Annotated in this window: 13 protein-coding genes; all 13 read right to left on the bottom strand. The window is 46.9% G+C overall.

Annotated elements, in window-relative coordinates:
* Window positions 1-20 precede the first annotated feature (20 nt).
* Window positions 21-1,082, bottom strand: coding sequence for a sialidase family protein (locus tag C0033_RS04630; RefSeq protein ID WP_103226775.1), 1,062 nt, complete (start codon window positions 1,080-1,082; stop codon window positions 21-23).
* A 16-nt stretch (window positions 1,083-1,098) separates the two neighbouring features.
* Window positions 1,099-1,965: an N-acetylneuraminate lyase gene (locus C0033_RS04625; protein WP_180994566.1), complete on the bottom strand. Its 867-nt coding sequence runs from the start codon at window positions 1,963-1,965 to the stop codon at window positions 1,099-1,101.
* 59 nt (window positions 1,966-2,024) lie between these two features.
* Window positions 2,025-3,083 (bottom strand): substrate-binding domain-containing protein, encoded by a 1,059-nt coding sequence (locus C0033_RS04620; RefSeq protein WP_180994565.1) that lies wholly within the window; start codon window positions 3,081-3,083, stop codon window positions 2,025-2,027.
* Between the two features lie 308 nt (window positions 3,084-3,391).
* Entirely contained in the window at window positions 3,392-4,099 is a 708-nt protein-coding gene (locus tag C0033_RS04615) for an ABC transporter ATP-binding protein (RefSeq protein WP_103226695.1), read from the bottom strand.
* Window positions 4,100-4,123: 24 nt separating this feature from the next.
* Window positions 4,124-6,598, bottom strand: a complete 2,475-nt coding sequence (locus C0033_RS04610; protein ID WP_180994564.1) for an FtsX-like permease family protein — start codon at window positions 6,596-6,598, stop codon at window positions 4,124-4,126.
* Window positions 6,599-6,741: 143 nt separating this feature from the next.
* A complete protein-coding gene (locus tag C0033_RS04605) occupies window positions 6,742-8,154 on the bottom strand; it encodes a HAMP domain-containing sensor histidine kinase (protein WP_103226694.1) in 1,413 nt (470 codons plus the stop codon).
* Entirely contained in the window at window positions 8,155-8,859 is a 705-nt protein-coding gene (locus C0033_RS04600) for a response regulator transcription factor (protein WP_180994563.1), read from the bottom strand. It lies immediately after the preceding gene.
* 1,069 nt (window positions 8,860-9,928) lie between these two features.
* Complete coding sequence (locus C0033_RS04595; RefSeq protein WP_103226692.1) at window positions 9,929-11,086, bottom strand: class II fructose-bisphosphate aldolase; 1,158 nt, start codon at window positions 11,084-11,086, stop codon at window positions 9,929-9,931.
* A gap of 16 nt (window positions 11,087-11,102) precedes the next feature.
* Window positions 11,103-11,924, bottom strand: a complete 822-nt coding sequence (locus tag C0033_RS04590) for a glucosamine-6-phosphate isomerase (RefSeq protein ID WP_103226691.1) — start codon at window positions 11,922-11,924, stop codon at window positions 11,103-11,105.
* Window positions 11,925-11,937: 13 nt separating this feature from the next.
* The gene (locus tag C0033_RS04585; RefSeq protein ID WP_103226690.1) at window positions 11,938-13,437 is read right to left on the bottom strand and encodes a lactate racemase domain-containing protein; all 1,500 of its coding nucleotides are present in this window, start codon (window positions 13,435-13,437) and stop codon (window positions 11,938-11,940) included.
* A gap of 77 nt (window positions 13,438-13,514) precedes the next feature.
* A complete protein-coding gene (locus tag C0033_RS04580) occupies window positions 13,515-14,348 on the bottom strand; it encodes a triose-phosphate isomerase family protein (RefSeq protein ID WP_103226689.1) in 834 nt (277 codons plus the stop codon).
* Window positions 14,349-14,381: 33 nt separating this feature from the next.
* Window positions 14,382-15,557 (bottom strand): diphosphate--fructose-6-phosphate 1-phosphotransferase, encoded by a 1,176-nt coding sequence (locus C0033_RS04575; protein WP_103226688.1) that lies wholly within the window; start codon window positions 15,555-15,557, stop codon window positions 14,382-14,384.
* Between the two features lie 101 nt (window positions 15,558-15,658).
* Window positions 15,659-16,747 carry a type I phosphomannose isomerase catalytic subunit gene (locus C0033_RS04570; RefSeq protein WP_180994562.1) on the bottom strand — a complete coding sequence of 363 codons (1,089 nt, stop codon included), beginning with the start codon at window positions 16,745-16,747 and terminating at the stop codon, window positions 15,659-15,661.
* Between the last annotated feature and the right edge of the window lie 287 nt (window positions 16,748-17,034).

Here is a 17,034-nt window from a genome sequence, read left to right as displayed (position 1 = left end):
TTCCGCTGCCCAAAACAGCTTTACAATCCATACACTTTCAGGATTAAATGGTTCACCCGTTTCAATTCTTCCTTCCATACACATTGTTCATAAAATACATAGAGGTGCTTTTCGTCCCATGCCAGATCCGCATATCCTCCAAACGTGTCCACATAAATTAGGGGATTCCAATCTTTTCCGCTGCGGCTTTCAGATACGGTTAAAAAGATCCGTTTGCCGGACGGATGGTCCAGGTCCCGGTTCGCACAGTTGACGAATCCAATACCCGATTCCCCCATCTTTACCATGCTGCCGAAACATTTTGGATCGGGAAGTTCTTCTTCCTTCCACCACTCGTCTATCTGAGTAAGCCCGTCTGATGAAACCGCCAGAACCCGGCATTTTTCCGGTTCCCCGTTACGGATATTAAAAAGTATCCGTCCATCCGGCAGTTCTGCGATGGAAGTTTCATTGGCATTGGTAATCCCGGATGCCAAAGCTCCGGCATGCCAGGTTTTTCCTCTGTCTTTGCTGTAGATCAAACCCGATGTGGACGGATTATGGGCTTTTCTTCTTCCCGCCTCATCCAGCACCTCTCCGTCTGCGATCCACACGGGAACCATTAAGGTTTTGTCCCGTGTCACGATTCCGTGTCCCGGCCCCGATGCGCACACATTCCATCCATAGTCAAATTCCCGGAAGGCTCCGGTTATCTCCACCGGACCGGAAAATGTGATTCCATCGTCTTCGCTGACACAGTAATAAGCCGTTTCATAATTCTTGTGGTAAATGAGATGAATCAGTTCCCCATCCGCAATCAGCACCGGATTATTCCAGGTGACCGGCTGTCCGCCTTCTTCCCCTTTCGAATCCGCTATCACGGTCCGGCTCACTGTTTTTCCATGATCTTCGCTTCTCAATACGACGATATCGATCTGCGCCCAGTCATTATGAGATTCCATCCGGCCTTCATAACAAAAGAGCAGCGTCCCTTTTTCCGTAACCACAATTCCCGGAATCCTGTACTCCTTATAAGGCCCCATTCCAAATGATTCGATCTTATGCACCGCAGCCGGTTCCGTTTCTTTTATAAAAATACTCATCCGCTTCCCCTTTTAACTAATTCAAATCGCCAATCTGATCCAACAGCTGCATTTCCTCTGCAGTCAAATCGCGGAACGGCTTTCTGCAGCCATTGCATTCAATTCCTTTTTTGGACAGAAGATATTTCACTCCCCGGAAGATTCCTACCTTAGCCAATAATTCCACAATCGAACTGGCTTCATGCTGCAGCCGTGACGCTTCTTCCAGATTTCCGGCGTAGTATGCGTCCACTACTCTCTTATATTTAGGCGTCATCGCATTGAATGTGCTTCCGATTGCTCCGCTGATTCCGATAGGGAGAGCATTGAGCAGCACCTCGTCGTGTCCGTACATGATGGTAAGTTCCGGGAATTTTCTCCTTATTTTTTCCAGTTCAAACAGGTTGTGGTCCGTATACTTTAAACCGCCCACGCGGCAGTTTTTTATGATCTCTCCGATGTTCTGTGAGTTAATGGACACCCCTGAAAATGCGGGGAAATTATAAATTACAACCGGGAGATCGGTGGAATCCGATAAGATTTTATAATAGTCCACAATCTCCTGAAACGTAAACTTATAATAAAACGGAGGAACGCTGGAAACGGCTGTCACCCCACAGGACGCCGCATGTTTTGCAAGATCGGCCGCCTGATCCGCCCAGATCGTTCCCACATGGGCGATGACCGGAACACGTCCGTTGACCTCTTCTGTAACCGCTTCTGCAACCGCTTTTCTCTCATCGTCTTTCAGCATGAAGCATTCCGCCGTGCTGCCGCATATATAAAATCCGTTTGCTCCGTCCTCAAGCAATGTCCGTACCAGTTTTTTTACCTCCGGCAGATTAACTTCCCCATTGGTTTTATAAGGGGTTACCAGTGCCGGCATAATACCTGAAATATTCATATAGAACCTCACTTCCGCCATTTTGGCGATGTATTTTCGATCTCAGGGAACTGCTGTCATTATTCCTTTCCCTGGCTGCTGCTTTTCCTGATTTTCAACTCAGGAGTGAAAAGCCGGATTAAACCAGCTTTTTCTTCCACACGCCTCATCACTATGTCCATCAGCACCTTTGCCGCTTCATATCCGACCTCTTCCGCCTTTGGAGATACGGAGGACAGCGGAACTCTCATATTGTCGCAGATAGGGCTGTCATCATAGCCGATAATCTTAACATCCCGTCCCACGGCCAGCCCTTTTTCAGCTAAAATCGGATAAAGGTAGGAAGCCATGGTATCATTGAAGCAGACAACCCCATCGGGATAATCCGGCCTGGAGAAAATCTCCGCCGCCTGATATCTCAATTTTTCCAACGGAACGTTGTCATGAAGAAAATGTTCCAGATTGATCGGCATCCCGTTGTCAAGCATTGCCGTCATGAATCCATAGTAGCGTTCTATGCTGGTGCTGTATTTTCTCGGCGACATATAGGCAATATTTTTACATCCCACGTCTATGATGTGTTTGGTGGCTGCGTATTCCCCATAGTAATTGTTGTTTCCCAAAAACGGAACGTTAAATCCGTCCACAAACCGGTTACAGAATACAAAGGGAATTCCGCGTTCTTCCAAAAGTGAAAAGGAATGATTCATCTCTGAATTAATGCTGGGAATGATAATGCATCCGTCAATCTTGCTCTCGATCATCCTCATCACATAATTGTGCTGTTTCTGGGGAGTATTTTCACTGCTGCATACGATAACGTTGATATTCCGTTTTGATGCATAGCGCTCAATTCCGTTTAAAAGCTTGGGATATCCGCCTTCCATGATGAACGGAAGAATTACTCCAAAATTGGTGATGGTGGACAGCCCTTCCCTCTCTTTAATATAGGTGCCGCTCCCTTTCATGGTATAGAGATGGTTTTCCATAATCAGTTCTGCAATGGCTTTGTCCACCGTGCTGCGGGCCACGCCGCATTTTTTGCACAGCCACTGCCGGGAAGGCACTTTGCTGTTTGGCTTCATTCCTTCTATTAAGCGGAGTATTTCATTTTTCACCTCTATGTAGCGCAGTGCCATCCGGTAACCTCCTGTCAAAACGGGCTGATTATTGGTTAATTTGTATATTTTTTTGTGTTTATTTGGCATTAATATGATATATCATATAATGAATATAGTCTGCTTTTTGATTTACGTCAATATTTCTGCCAATTTACGGGCAAGAAATGATTATTTCAGGCTACTTTTTGCATAATCATCATTTTTTCATGCTGCTTTTTCGAGGTTTATTTTCTGATTTTTAGATAAAACCAGGCCGGAGCCGCTGAATAGTGAAGTCATAAAGAGTTCACTGCTCAGCGGCTCCGGCCTGGTTAAAATAATATGGTTCAGTCAATGCTTGAATGTTCCCAGATAATCATACCGTCCTGAACGGTGATTATCCGGGCGCTGCTTTTTGCAGCTTCCGGGGAATGCGTTACCATAATAATTGTCTGACCAATACTTTGATTAATTTCACGCAGCAGAGCCATGATTCCGGCCCCTGTCCTGCTGTCCAGATTTCCCGTGGGTTCGTCTGCAAACAGAATTTCCGGTTTGCCGATTATAGCCCGGGCAATGGCCACCCGCTGCTGCTGGCCGCCGGATAATTCACGCGGCGTATGCTTGCGGCGGTCAGACAGGCCGACAATTTCCAAAATATGCTCCAGCTGCTTTTTATAGCTGCCCATCTTTTGCCCGTCCAAAAGAAGAGGGAGCAGAATGTTTTCCTCGACACTCAGGTTGGGAATGAGATTGTAAAATTGAAAGACAAAACCAATCTTCTGCCTCCTGATACGGCTCATCTCCTCGTCCCCAAAACGGGATATATCGGCGCCGTCCAGGAAAACATGCCCGCCGGTGGGAGCATCCAGTCCCCCAAGAATATAGAGCAACGTGCTTTTTCCGGAACCTGACGGTCCCATGATCGATACAAATTCTCCCCGCATAACCTGTAATGAAATGCCTTTGAGCACCTTTGTGGTTGTGCCGCCGACACGATAATCCTTTACAATATGTTTTCCCTCAACGGCAATACTGCCAATTCCCTGTTTCACGGAAAAGACCTCCCATCCTTTTATCTATTCAAATTTGATTTCTTCCACCAGTTTCATGTTACGGCTTTTAAAGACAGGGACAACGGAACCAATCAGAGTAATGATAATTCCTATGGCTCCGGCAGCTAAAAAAGTGACGGCATCCAGTTCCGGCGTCATCGCGATTTTAGGACCGGCGACGAGAAAGATTGCCTGAATTTCCATATAGGAAACAAAAACAGCAATGACCGCGCCAATCAGCCCGGCGGAAAACCCTTCAATCATGGTTATCTTTACATTTTGCCGGTTGGACAGCCCCACAGACTTATACATGGCAATGCTGCGGCGTTTTTGCATGTAGTTGATCAGAAGATTATTGATTACTCCCACGGCTGCCAGCAGCAGAATGAAATAGGTCATACTGTGCATGGGCTGCAAAAAAGCCCCTACCGTTGACAGTGCGTCCGCATTAAATTCCTCTACTGTCCGGCTCCAATTTGCATTTTCTCCAAATAGACTGCGGATTTGTACCATAATGGAATCCGGATCGGCGGCAGTGTAGGCAAGAAAGCCATAATCAGATGCGTTAAAATCGGAAACCGCATAAGCGGAAGAAATCACTGCTTCCACGTCCGTGGCCCTTGATTTAAAACTGCCGACGATCCGGTAATTCTTTTGCCCGCTGCCGCCGGTCAAAGTGATCGTATCCCCTACGGAACGGCCGATGCGCTCCAAACAGCTTTCGCTGAATAGAATAGCCCGTTCTTCTGAAAAAGCCGAAACAGCATTTTCCTCCATGTTTTTTTCCGTATAATGAAGCGCCATCATGGAGCCGTACCAATCCAGATTGTCGGTCGCCTCTAAACGGCTAAGCACCGTGTCATCCGCCTGCATCTCGTTTTTGTAAACATAAAGCGGCAGCACCTTTTCAATGCCCTCCATATCTTTTACCCGCTCCACAAATTCCGGCTCCATCATTCCGTCCGCAAACCCCTGCAGCTTTGCATCCCTGAATACGTCGCCTACATAGGCAGTTACAAAATTGCCGACCACGGTAATGACGATCACGGCGGAAATACTGATAAACAGCAACGTTATATTTTGTGCAGTATTTTTGTTATCCCGCATATTCCGGGCGGCAAGCCTGCCCTCGTTTCCCAGAATTACCCCATAGACCCTTTCCAGCCCTCCAGAGAACAGATTGGTCAGCAGTGGGATGATCAAAATTGCGGCGGCAATCAATCCCAGCAGGGAGAATCCGCCGGCCAAATAAAGCGCCTTTCCGGATACCAGCTTTGGAAGGATCATTGAAACCACAAAAAGTACGGTTCCGGCGCCGACGATCAAACGCCCTGGAATATGGTTTTCTTCCACACCGCCCAGCACCACCTCCTTAATCGGCAGCCTGCTGGCCCGGCGCACCGGAAGCCATGCGGAGAGCAGGGAGACAATGACCGCCACAGCAAAGGAAAATAAGATGCCAAACCCAGAGATTACCACAGGAATCTCAATTCCCTGCGAAAGAGACTGCCCCATCCCCCGTAAGATTCGTTTCAGAACCAAAACTCCGGCTGGAATTCCGATCAGGCCGCCAGTCACCCCATACAGACCACTTTCCAGCAGCAGAATGCGGGTCACAGCTTTTTGTGTCGCGCCAATGCTCCGGAATGTGCCAATTACCGGCAAACGTTCTAAGGTGATAACTTTATAGCTGCCGTAAATGATATAAATGCTCATTGTCAGGGAGAAGAAGCTAATCAGGAAAAACGGCATGGTTTTTTGTCTTGCATCTTCGGCAATCTGTGCCTCGCTGACCACTTCAAAAACCCGGTATTCCCCGGCTGGAAGCACTTCTTCCAACTCATTTTTCAATTCAGCAGAGGAAATTCCTTCAGCTGGCTCTATTAAAATTTCTGAATAGCGGTCAGCCTGACCTGATAATTGGGATAGTGTGGAAAGAGGCAATAAGGCAGTGGCTCCTCTCGTATGCCGCAGAAAAACCGTATCATAAGCGGCAACTTCCGCTACCTGGAAGGAAGCCGGCTCCCCGCCAATTTGCAGCGTGACGGCATCGCCTTTTTTTACTCCGTATTTTGATGTAAAGCGGTCCGGCAATATGATCTGATTCCCGGTAAAATTCTCAATTTCACCGCCGTTTACCAAACGGGGAGGATTGATCTTACTCAGTTGGGTCAGATCGGCTGCAATCAAATCAACGGTTTCATAATAGCCGTTCTCATGGTAAAGGGCCGTACCCTCCGTAATTCCAACAACAGCCTGAATGGTGGGCAGCCCCGGAATGATACCCGAATCAATCCCTCCGTTTACTGCGGTTACTGAGAGCGTTGCACTGCCGGCCATCCCCCGCGCCATTTTTCGCTGTGCACTTTCATAGGATGCTCCTATGGAAAACGACACGAACAGCAGGGCAGTGGAAAGCAATATGGACAGCAGCATGACAAAAGTTCTCGTTTTTCTTTCTTTGACATTGGTAAAAATGTACTTAAAAATGATTTTCATGTGAACACCTGCTTTCTATCGGACAGCCTCTTCCCGTTTTTTTCGTCTTGTCGCCTCTTCAAATCAAAAAAGGTTGGCAGCTATCACTAACATCATGATAGCCTGCCAACCTTAATCTAATTTTCAGATATCCTTAATTAACCTTAACCGGTCAAAAATTCAATTTGAAATGTCGTCCCAACATTAGGAACGCTTGCAACAGCAATTGTGCCGCCGTGCAGCTCGATAATTCCCTTAGCGATCGCCAATCCCAATCCGCTCCCCTCCTGCTTATGTTCTGTATTCGTTCCCCGGTAATAGCGGTCAAAAAGATGCCCGGCTACTTCCGGCCTCATACCCTTTCCATTATCAGACACATCTATTTTCAATCCAATGTTAGAAAATGACATGCGTAAGGTAATTTCTGTAGCCTCATCCCCATGCACAAAGGCATTGATGAGTAAATTGCGAAAAGCTCTTGTAAAAAGCATTTTATCAAATGAAAAGAGCCGTGACTCTTCTGTGCCTTCAAAATGAATGGTACGATTTTCATATTCCGGGGTATTTAAAATGTCGATCGCCAGTTCTTTCAGAAAGCGGACAATATTCTGCTCTTCCTTATTTACCGGAATCATCCCATTTTCCAATTGATAAGTCAGCTTGAGATCGTTTATAAGCGATTCCATATAAGACACATTTTTCAGCATAATTTCCGCGTAATGCCTGCATTGTTCTTCGCCTTTTTCTCCCGGCTCCTCAAGCATTTCCGCATAACCTTTGATGGGAGAAAGGGGCGTTTTCAAATCATGGGTAATGTTGGCAATCCATTCCTCCCGCGTTTTTTCTGTTTGCGCCTGCATCTGATCGCTGGCCTTGATCTCCTCATCCAGCGTGTTCAGGCTGTGATATAAATCACGGAATGCGCCTGAATCTTTAACAGGAAGATAGCGGCGCTCTGAAATTTCCCGAACCGCAGTGGTCAGCCGTTTCATCGCTCTTGTTGTAAAAAAGCCATAGAGAACGCCTGATATCAGCACAAGCAAAAACAGCGCTGACAGAATTGGCAGAATCATCGTCTTGCCGCCTGTAAAACGCTCTCCGTTTAGATACATTGTGATCTTTGAGACATTCACAGGAAAATATAGTATATAAGCATACTCATTTTCATCATCAGAAAAGGTGCCGATAAAAGCGGTTGTTCCATCGCCTTCCACCCGGCCAGCCTGATAGAGCTGAAGCAAATCCATACCGGAATAAGATGTATTTACCTGTTCCAGCTTCTGATAGCTGAATACTTCATGACCGGAAGCGTCTAAAAGCTGAACGCCGATTCCATTATCCTGCAAAGCTGTAATCCCCGCCTGTTTAATCTGGGGGTTTTTATCGATAAAGATGATTTGTTCCTTAAATTCCTCCGTAAATCGTTTCGGCCAGTCGCTCCTTGCAATCCGGCCATCCGCCTTTTGAACGGTAATTGCTAAAAAGAAAAGACTTCCCGCCAACAAAACAGCGCCTAACAGCGACAAAAAGAAGATCAAATATATGTGAAATATTGTACGATAGCCGGACCGTTTCATCTACCCAATCCTCTTTTTGAGCTTGTAGCCCAATCCTTTCACGGTAATAAGCTGTTGCGGATGAGAGGGGAAATCTTCTATTTTTTCCCGTAAATGCCGTATGTGCACCATAATCGTGTTATCACAAATAGAGCTGTATTCTCCCCAAACCTGCTCGTATAGCCGCTCCTTGCTGATAATTTTATCAGCATTTTCCATGAGGTAAGAAAGCAGAAGATATTCACGGCCTGTCAGTCCAATCTCCCGCCCTTCTTTATAGGCCCGGCAGCTTTCTTTATCAATTGAAAGCGGGCCAACAGTCAAACAGGCTCCCGTTTCTAAGGGAAGGTCCGTTTGATACTGTTGACGGCGGAGCTGTGCCTTGGCGCGGAATGCCACCTCGCGCGGACTGAAGGGTTTGGTAATATAATCGTCACCGCCGCAGGAAAGACCGAGGATTTTATCCACATCATCATTCCTTGAGGACAAGAATAGGATCGAACAGTAAGAAAACTCTCGAATTTGCTTACAGACTTCCAGCCCGTCAATGTCGGGAAGCATAATATCCAGGACAATCACATCAGGCTGAAATTCCCGGCAGATTTTCAGCGCATCCGTCCCGGTATAGGCCTTTTGAATCACATGAAATCCCTCTTTTTTCAGCACTTCCTCCATCAAATCAACAATGTCCTTTTCATCGTCAACCAGCAAAATTTTATTCTCCATTTTCACCACCCGCTCTCTTCACTCTGCGTCTTTTAATATTAAACATTCCATTCTGCAGCTTCTTTGAATACATTATAATTCGGCCGCCCCAACAATACAAGCAATGAAAAATTGTTATTTAACGGGGGTGGCGGAAGGTACGCACGGAATCGGGAGGCGGAGCCGGAAGACAAAGGTCGGAGGGGCTGTCCGGGCCGGGGAAGGAAGATGCAGCCAAATGGGATTCGGGATTCGCCCCTAAGAGCTACTAAGGCCCGTAAGGACAGAATGAGGCAGGTCAGCGCCATTCGCAGTGAACTCTTGATGACTTCGCTGCTCAGTGGCGCTTTAAAAACTGAGACGGAAATCAGTTTTTACCTGCCTCGTTCTGTCCTTACGGACCTAAGTAGCACTACAGGGGTTCCATACGATCCCATTTGGCTGCATCTTCCTTCCCCGGCCCGGACAGCCCCTCCGACCTTTGTCTTCCGGCTCCGCCTCCCGATTCCGTGCTGGTTTTCGCTGGCCTGGTTAAAAACAATGTTATTGAATTAGTATTTACGTAATGCCAAATTTATATAGATCGTGAAGGCATTTTCAGAAATGACTTCGGGTTTTAACTTTAAACGTCAAGGCATTTCACAAAATGACCTCACCCTTTACATTAAATCGTGAAAGCATTTCTTAAAAAGCCTTCACCCTTGATGTAAAAATTTACTCTTATATCCACCAAATCTTTTTATACTCAGCTAGCCAAGCAACAGCCGGAAAGAAGGGGAAACCTGGGCGGGCGGCGGTAATGATAAGAGATAGGGGATCGTTTGCAGACCCTTAGAGGTACTTGGTCGGCAGAAACGGAAAAAGGCAGACAAATACTGAATACCGAATCAGTATTTGAGGCGCCACTGAACGATGAAGTCATAAAGAGTTCATCGTGAATGGCGCCGCGCTGCCTTTTTCCGTTTCTGGCGGCCTTAGTACCTCTTAGGGTCGAAACTCGAATCCCCTATCTCTTATCATTACCGCCGCCCGCCCAGGTTTCCCCTTCTTTCCGGCGTATCTTAGTTAAATAGAGATTTATGCACTAAGATTAAATTCCTGCTTTTTTATAGCGGTCGGCCATCTCGTCTAATGTTACGCATTCAACGAGAGGAGCTTTTCCATAGGAACCAAACTGAACAATCAGAGTTCCCACAACTTCTTTCACTCCGCGTTCTACGCAGTCCACAATTGCGGCCACGTCGTCGTCCGGAATATTGCCGTACATAACGGTATCCATAATCGGCGGAAGGAATACGCGAGGGTCAAACTGGTTTTTCTTAGCTTCCAGGAGCTCATAAATCGCTCCGATGGAGGCGCTGGTTCTCTTCTCCGGATATTTTGCAAACAGTTCTTTCATATTTCTTGTAACTGCCAGACGGATGTCCGTATCCACGTTGATCTTGCTGATTCCGCATGGGATTGCAGCCTTTAATTCTTCGATGGAAATACCGTATGTATTGGTCAGTTCTCCGCCCAGTGCGTTGATCTCATCCACGATATATTTCGGAACGGTGGAAGAACCGTGGGAAACGAGAGCGCCGAAAATGCCGGTATGGTTCATGCATTCTCTGATTGCCACTGCGATCTCTTTTCTCAGCTTAACGTCTTTGCCCTTAGAAGCGCCGTGCATGGTGCCGTAAGAGATTGCCAGAGCGTCAACTCCGGTCTGTTTGAAGAATTCAACTGCATCCAGAGGGTTGGTGTAAGTGGAGCTTGCGGAGAATACGTGGTCTTCCACTCCTGCCAAAACGCCCAGTTCGCCTTCTACGCTCACGCCTCTTGCATGCGCATATTTTACAACTTCTCTTGTCAGTTCGATGTTCTCCTTAAACGGAAGGGAAGAACCGTCGATCATAACGGACGTATAACCGCCTTCAATTGCAGCCACGCAGGAATCGAAATCTCTGCCGTGGTCCAGATGAAGTACAATCGGGATTTCAGAATCTGCGCCGTATTTTTTAACAGCGTCGGCAATATTTTTAGCGCCGATTTTCTTATCTTCCAGTGTGGCGTTCATAAAATCGGTTCTGCCGCCCATAAATCCATTGGCTAAATCTGCGCCCTGCAAAATAGCAGGGGAGCGGAACATCTCGTGAACTTCTATTACGGCTTTTGCCTGGGCAACTGCGTTAACATTGAATCCACCCTGTCCGAAGCCATGTTTAATGGTTGCCTCCATAAGAGGTCTTAATGGTATCATTGGCATAATAATTTATCTCCTTTTAATCTTCCAGATTTGCGACAAAATCAGTAAATGTCAGGGTCAGGTCAGGATGGGACTGTAAAAGGCTTACCGGGAATTCTGAAGTCGGCTCGCCGTATCCAGCTCTTCTAACCACCGCTCTGTGCCAGTTTCTAAAGCATCCTAAACGAATCTTTCTGGCATGGGCGATCTCATAGATACCGATGGTCACACAATAATGAGGCATATCCTCAAGGGCTCCGTTAAAATCGCCGATGGCATTGGCAGCTCTTGTCTCAGGAGAAATGCTCAGAACTCTTGTCTTCTGGTTTAAAAACTCTTCATTGCTTAAAGACGGGTCCGCTTCATTAAAAGCCACATGGCCGTTGATGCCGATGCCGCCAAATGCGATATCCACGCCTCCCAGCTTTTCAATCAGTTCCGGAATATATCCCTCGTTCTGGGGATCCGGGAATATACGCTGCTCTTTCGGCATAACCAGTTCAGGTTTGATCTTGGAATATACGGTGCGCTCCATAAACCCGCGGAAGCTGAGCGGGTGATCCATTGGCACCCACTGCTTCTCATCGTCTAAATATTCATCCATATTGATGAACCAGACATTTTTCAGACTGATATTTTTTGAATTTACCAGTTCCACAAAATATGGATACTGTCCCACCGGGCCTACCGGGCAGATAAACACGGTCTTTTCGCCCTTTGCATTGTGGGCTTCAATCTCTTCTGCCATCTGGTCTGCCATGGTCTTGAAAACCTGGCTGTTGTCTTCCATGCAGATCATCTTGATCTTTGGATTTGCCAGCAGCTGCTCTTTATCATAACTATAATACTCGTGTCTCATTATACAAAGCCCCCTATTTGTGATGCATCATATGTGCTGCACAGCCACAGTCTTCCGCGCCTTTTCCTTCATAAACCTCATCCTTCATCATCAGATGAACGGCTCCCAGCTTAAAGGTCTGAGGAAGTGCAAGGATGTTCGGATTTGGTCCTACATATTTCTTCTTAGCATCCTCTAATGCTTCTTCGATAGTCGCTCTTGTCTTCAGTCCCATTCCTCTTGCATATCCGGGTTCCTGAGCGCCGCAAAGGTAGATGGCGGAAGTGTTCATTTCCGCAATGTGTCCGCAGCTGATCATGGAGAAACCGTGGAACGGATGGAATGCGTTGCAGTAACGGTATTTGCGGATATATTCCTCATTGGTTGCAAAATACTCGCCGTAACGGTTCATATCAGGCAGGGTATTCATGTAATCTTTCTGGAACATATCGTACATTTCTCTTAAATATGGCCATAATTCGTCATGGAAATAACCGTTGCAGATGGATGCGCAGATGATAACGCAGTTGTCGCTCATGATTCTCTTATGGCGGATCACCTGTGCGGATAATGCCTGCATCAGCATGATCGGGTTGGTTCCCATTCCTTCGCCATAATGGAAGAACTGAGGCATACCGAAAATCATCACATCATATTTCTTCTCAGCCCACGGAACATAAGTACGTTTGTCCGCTGTGATCCAGGACTTTGGCTGCATAACGGCCGCATAACCGCTGTTGATTTCGATCTGTCTTGATTTTGTATCCAGAACGGCATCACAGCAGAAAAATTTCTTGCCCATGCATTTTTCCATATGCTGTCCGATTTCATCGAATTTTGTTCTCATCAGAGACTTTCCGTTTACAGGAGTGAAGTCTTTTCTGTGCATAACTTCAGGAACGTGATGAGATGCGATGGAACGCCAATGGGTAATGCCGGTTGCGCAGTGTTTGTAACCGCCTGAATATCCGCCGTATGGGTTGCCCTGTGTATGGCCGATCAGAATCGCAACATCGCTGTCATAAACGTATTTGTTCATGATAACCGGGTCGCCGCGGTCGGTTGTTCCCAAGTCTACCAGATGGTCATAATCTTCGCTGTCATGGTTGATGATCTGGTGTGTATACCAGAATTCGTTGAACAGTTCATTGCCCAACACGCCGCGGATCTCGGCTTCCGTATTCTTTCTGTGAAGTCCGTTGGAACAGATCAGAAGGATATCCTTTTTCTCAACGCCTGCATCATATAATTCCTGTAAGATCAGTTTGATGGAAATCTTTCTGTGAGAGGTAGGCTGCTCGCCTCCTTTTACGCGGTCCGGGAATATGATTGTAACTTTTGATCCCTTATGAGCCAGCTTGGATAACGGCTCCATGCCCATAGGATTTCTGATGGATTCCAATGTTTTTTCTACCAACTGGTCTTCCGGAATATAGGCCGGATCAGGAACTGTCTCTCCTGGGATAAAGATATCGGTGCTGTCTGGTAAATCTGCTGTCATAAGGCCCTGGCCGTATTCAAATGATAACTTCATGTGTTCTTCTCCTTTAAATTTTTTACATCAGGGGTGAAGGCATTTTCGAAAATGCCTTCACCCTTTACATAAATGAGTTACGAAAAATAGGTTTTAATGATCTCTAAGTATTCATCCGGATAATATCCGATCTCACCCTGGAATCTTGTCAATGCGATCAAGCCGCCGTCCATCACGGGAATGGAAGCCAGCATTTTGGCATTGTCAACTTTTAATCCGCCGCCGTATACAACATCCAGGCCGCCGGTCACTTCTTTAATGAAGCTTCCGATCATGGTGATATATTCCTGATCCGGCGGAATCTTGCCAGGCCCGATGGCCCAGATCGGCTCGTAAGCGATGGTCACTTTTGAAGTATCCACGCCTTCTAATCCTGTGCTCAGCTGCTCTTTTAACACTTCCTGCCATCTCGGCTGCTCTTCTGAGGATTCGCCGATGCAGTATAATACGGAAAGTCCTGCTTTGATCGCCGCTTTGATCTCTTTGTTCAGCAGGCGGTTTACGGCCGCCGTATCGGTCACTCCGGCTTCTGCCAGAATACCCGCTTTATCTTTTCTCTCTTCACAATGTCCGATGATTGTGGAGGTGCATCCCATCGCCTTTACAGCGTTTGCCGTGCGGTTTGTGGTAAATGCTCCGAAATTGCCGCCCACAGCCGTATCCTCACGGTATACGCTCTGGCAGCCTACGGAAACCATGCTGTCTTCATCCAATGCTCCGGCAGCTGATATTAAATGGGCTTCCGGAAAATACATTACGAATTCCACATCTTTCCCTGCATATTCTTTTAACTGCTTCTGAGTGCTGGATACAATATAGCTTCCCCATTCCTGGATGGGAGCAATGCTGTTTACGCCGCCCATCTCTTTGGGAATATCAAATCTCTTTAAATTCAAAAAAATGTGTTTCATGTCAACCTCTATTCCGCTGTTTCGACAGCATCATTATTTATCCATGTATTCCTGGAAATCGATAAAGTCTCTCAGTTCCGGTCCGATTAATGGACGGCACCATTTTGCAAATTCTTCTGTCACGTCATTTCCGCGCTCGTTGATGTATTCTTTTGGAAGCACTTTTTCGTACATCATGACTTCTGAAATCGGAATCATACGGAGCTGGATCTTATAGGAACCGTCTTCTGTTTCCTCACGGATGAAGCCCACCATCACGCCGCTTTCTCCGTTTAATGCAGCCTGCAGCGCTTTTCTTCCTGCCAAAACCGCTTCGTCCCGGTCTACCGGAGACTGCCATGCGATCGAAGAACGGCCGCAGATTCCAGGTTTTTCGCTTCTGGCCTTGATGCCCAGCTTCTGAATCACAAGGTTTGCCAGATAGGAGCTTACGTCTCCATAGTAAGTCGCGCGTCCTGATTTAAAAATCGGAGGTACGATCGGTTCCCCGTCTTCTCCGCGCAGGCCTTCGCTGGCAACTACAACGACTCCGCCCAGTTCGTCATAAAGGCGTTTTACATCCTCTAAAAATTCCTCTTCATTAAATGCACGCTCCGGCAGATAGATCAGATGAGGTGCGTCGCCCGGTTTCTTTCTAGCTAATACGGAAGCGGCTGTAATCCATCCGGCATTTCTTCCCATGGCCTCGATGACGCAAACGTGAATCGGCAGTGATTTGATATCCGCGCCGATTTCTTCTGTGGTAGCGGCTATGTATCTTGCGGCGCTTCCGAATCCCGGCGTGTGATCGGTAATGGCAATGTCGTTATCCACTGTTTTCGGAATGCCTACCACGCAGATTCCCTCATTTTTACAAACTTCATAGATCTTGCCGCATGTGTCCATGGTTCCGTTTCCACCGTTTAAAAGCACGTATTTGATCTCATGCTTTTTAAAGATTTCCACCATGGCTTCATAGTCTTCCTGCTCCAGAGCATATCTGGAAGAACCGATGGCTGTTGCCGGTGTCTCCAGCAAAAGTTTTAATTTCTCTTCCGGAAACTGCATCAGATCCAGGAACCGTTCTTTAAAAATGGCTTCGCTGCCTCCGATTGCGCCGTATACCTTATCGATCCGGCCGCTTTTCTTCGCTTCCTCTATAACACCATACAGGGAAGAGTTAATGACTGCTGTTGGTCCCCCGCCGTGGACAACCAATACATTCTCCATTGTGCTTACCGCCTTTCTTCTCCTACTTTTTATATTTTCTCATGTCCCTATCTTAACACAAAAAGGCCTGTTTTGGATAACTTTTTACTCAAACGTTTGACTTATATTTGCGGAGGATAGCATTCCACGATTTCCAGGCTGTTTTCCGTTTCATAGCGGTAGGTTTTCACCCCGTTGGGAATCCAGATTTCCGTACCTTTTAAAAGCGCTTCTTCTCCCGCGTCTGTCACGATCCTGCCGCAGCCGTCCGTAACCAGCACAATGGTAAATGCCCCGTTTTCTTTCTCATAAGTCCTCGTTTCACCCATCCCGTTCATTCTGATCCGGTTCATTCCGAAGCATGTTGTGGTATCCGGCCCGATGAGGACTTCTTCGCTTATCTTACCGTCTTCCCGGAGAATGCGCGGAGAGATGAAGATCCGTTTTCTGGTCTCTTCCTCGCTTCGGATGGTGAAATCAAAGCAGTCCAGCAATGCTTCCAAACCGATTCCGCTGTGCAGGGATTCTTCCGGCAGTTCGCTTCCGTCGGGACGGATGCGCTCCGCCCTCAGGGTGATATCCACCGGCTCCTGAATCTCGATCATCAGGCTTCCCGCCCCCAGGGTATGAGGCAGACCGGCCGGTATCAGGATCACCTGGCCTTTTTGAATCTCAAACCGGTAGAGGCAGTCCAGAATCTTTTCCGTATCCTGGATTTCAATCAAACGGCGGAAGGATTCCCGGTCCACCCCCGGCTTAAATCCCGCATAAATGCAGGGCGATTCCACATTTTCATCCAAATCCAGCACATACCAGCTTTCCGTCTTCCCATAATCGGAATGAAAATACCGTTTGGCCTTTTCCTGATCGGGGTGGGCCTGCACCAACAGGCGGTCGCAGGAATTCAGCATCTTAATCAGAACCCCCGCAGAACTCCCGAAACGCTCCACATGGTTTTCTCCCAGAATCTGAACCGGCTGTTCTTCAATCATGTCTTTCAGATAGCGGCAGTCCCCGTCCAATTCCACTTGGGACAGCCCTTCATTTCCATTTACGGAAGAAGTTACCGTGGATGCGATCCACACCTGGGAGCACAAATTCCCTTCATCTTCGTAGCCAAAGAAACGTTTTAACAACTCCCCTCCTTTTATCAGATACTGAATTTTGTTGGTTTTTAAACGCCATGGTTTTTCGTATATTTTTGCTTCCAATCCATTCTCCTTTCCGTCCCGGCGCATGATTCCGTCTCCGGTTCCGCCGTGTTAATTCCTCACGTTTTTAATACTTTAATTATACAAAATTTCTCAGTATTTTTCACATTCTTTTACGCAAACGTTTGGGTATATTGCCATAGCATTTTTTGTTGTAATTCTATACAATAAAGGTAACTGTTCAGAGGGCGGGAATATGGATACAAAAATTCGCTTACAAGCAAGCTTGACACGGATTTTTGTATCCATATTCCCATCGAAGGAACCTCCGATGCTTCTTGTATGGC

It is taken from the genome of Clostridium sp. chh4-2, from assembly GCF_002899675.1.
Classification (GTDB): domain Bacteria; phylum Bacillota; class Clostridia; order Lachnospirales; family Lachnospiraceae; genus CHH4-2.
Note: the sequence above shows the minus strand (reverse complement) of the source record. Positions and strands in the feature narration are given on the sequence as shown.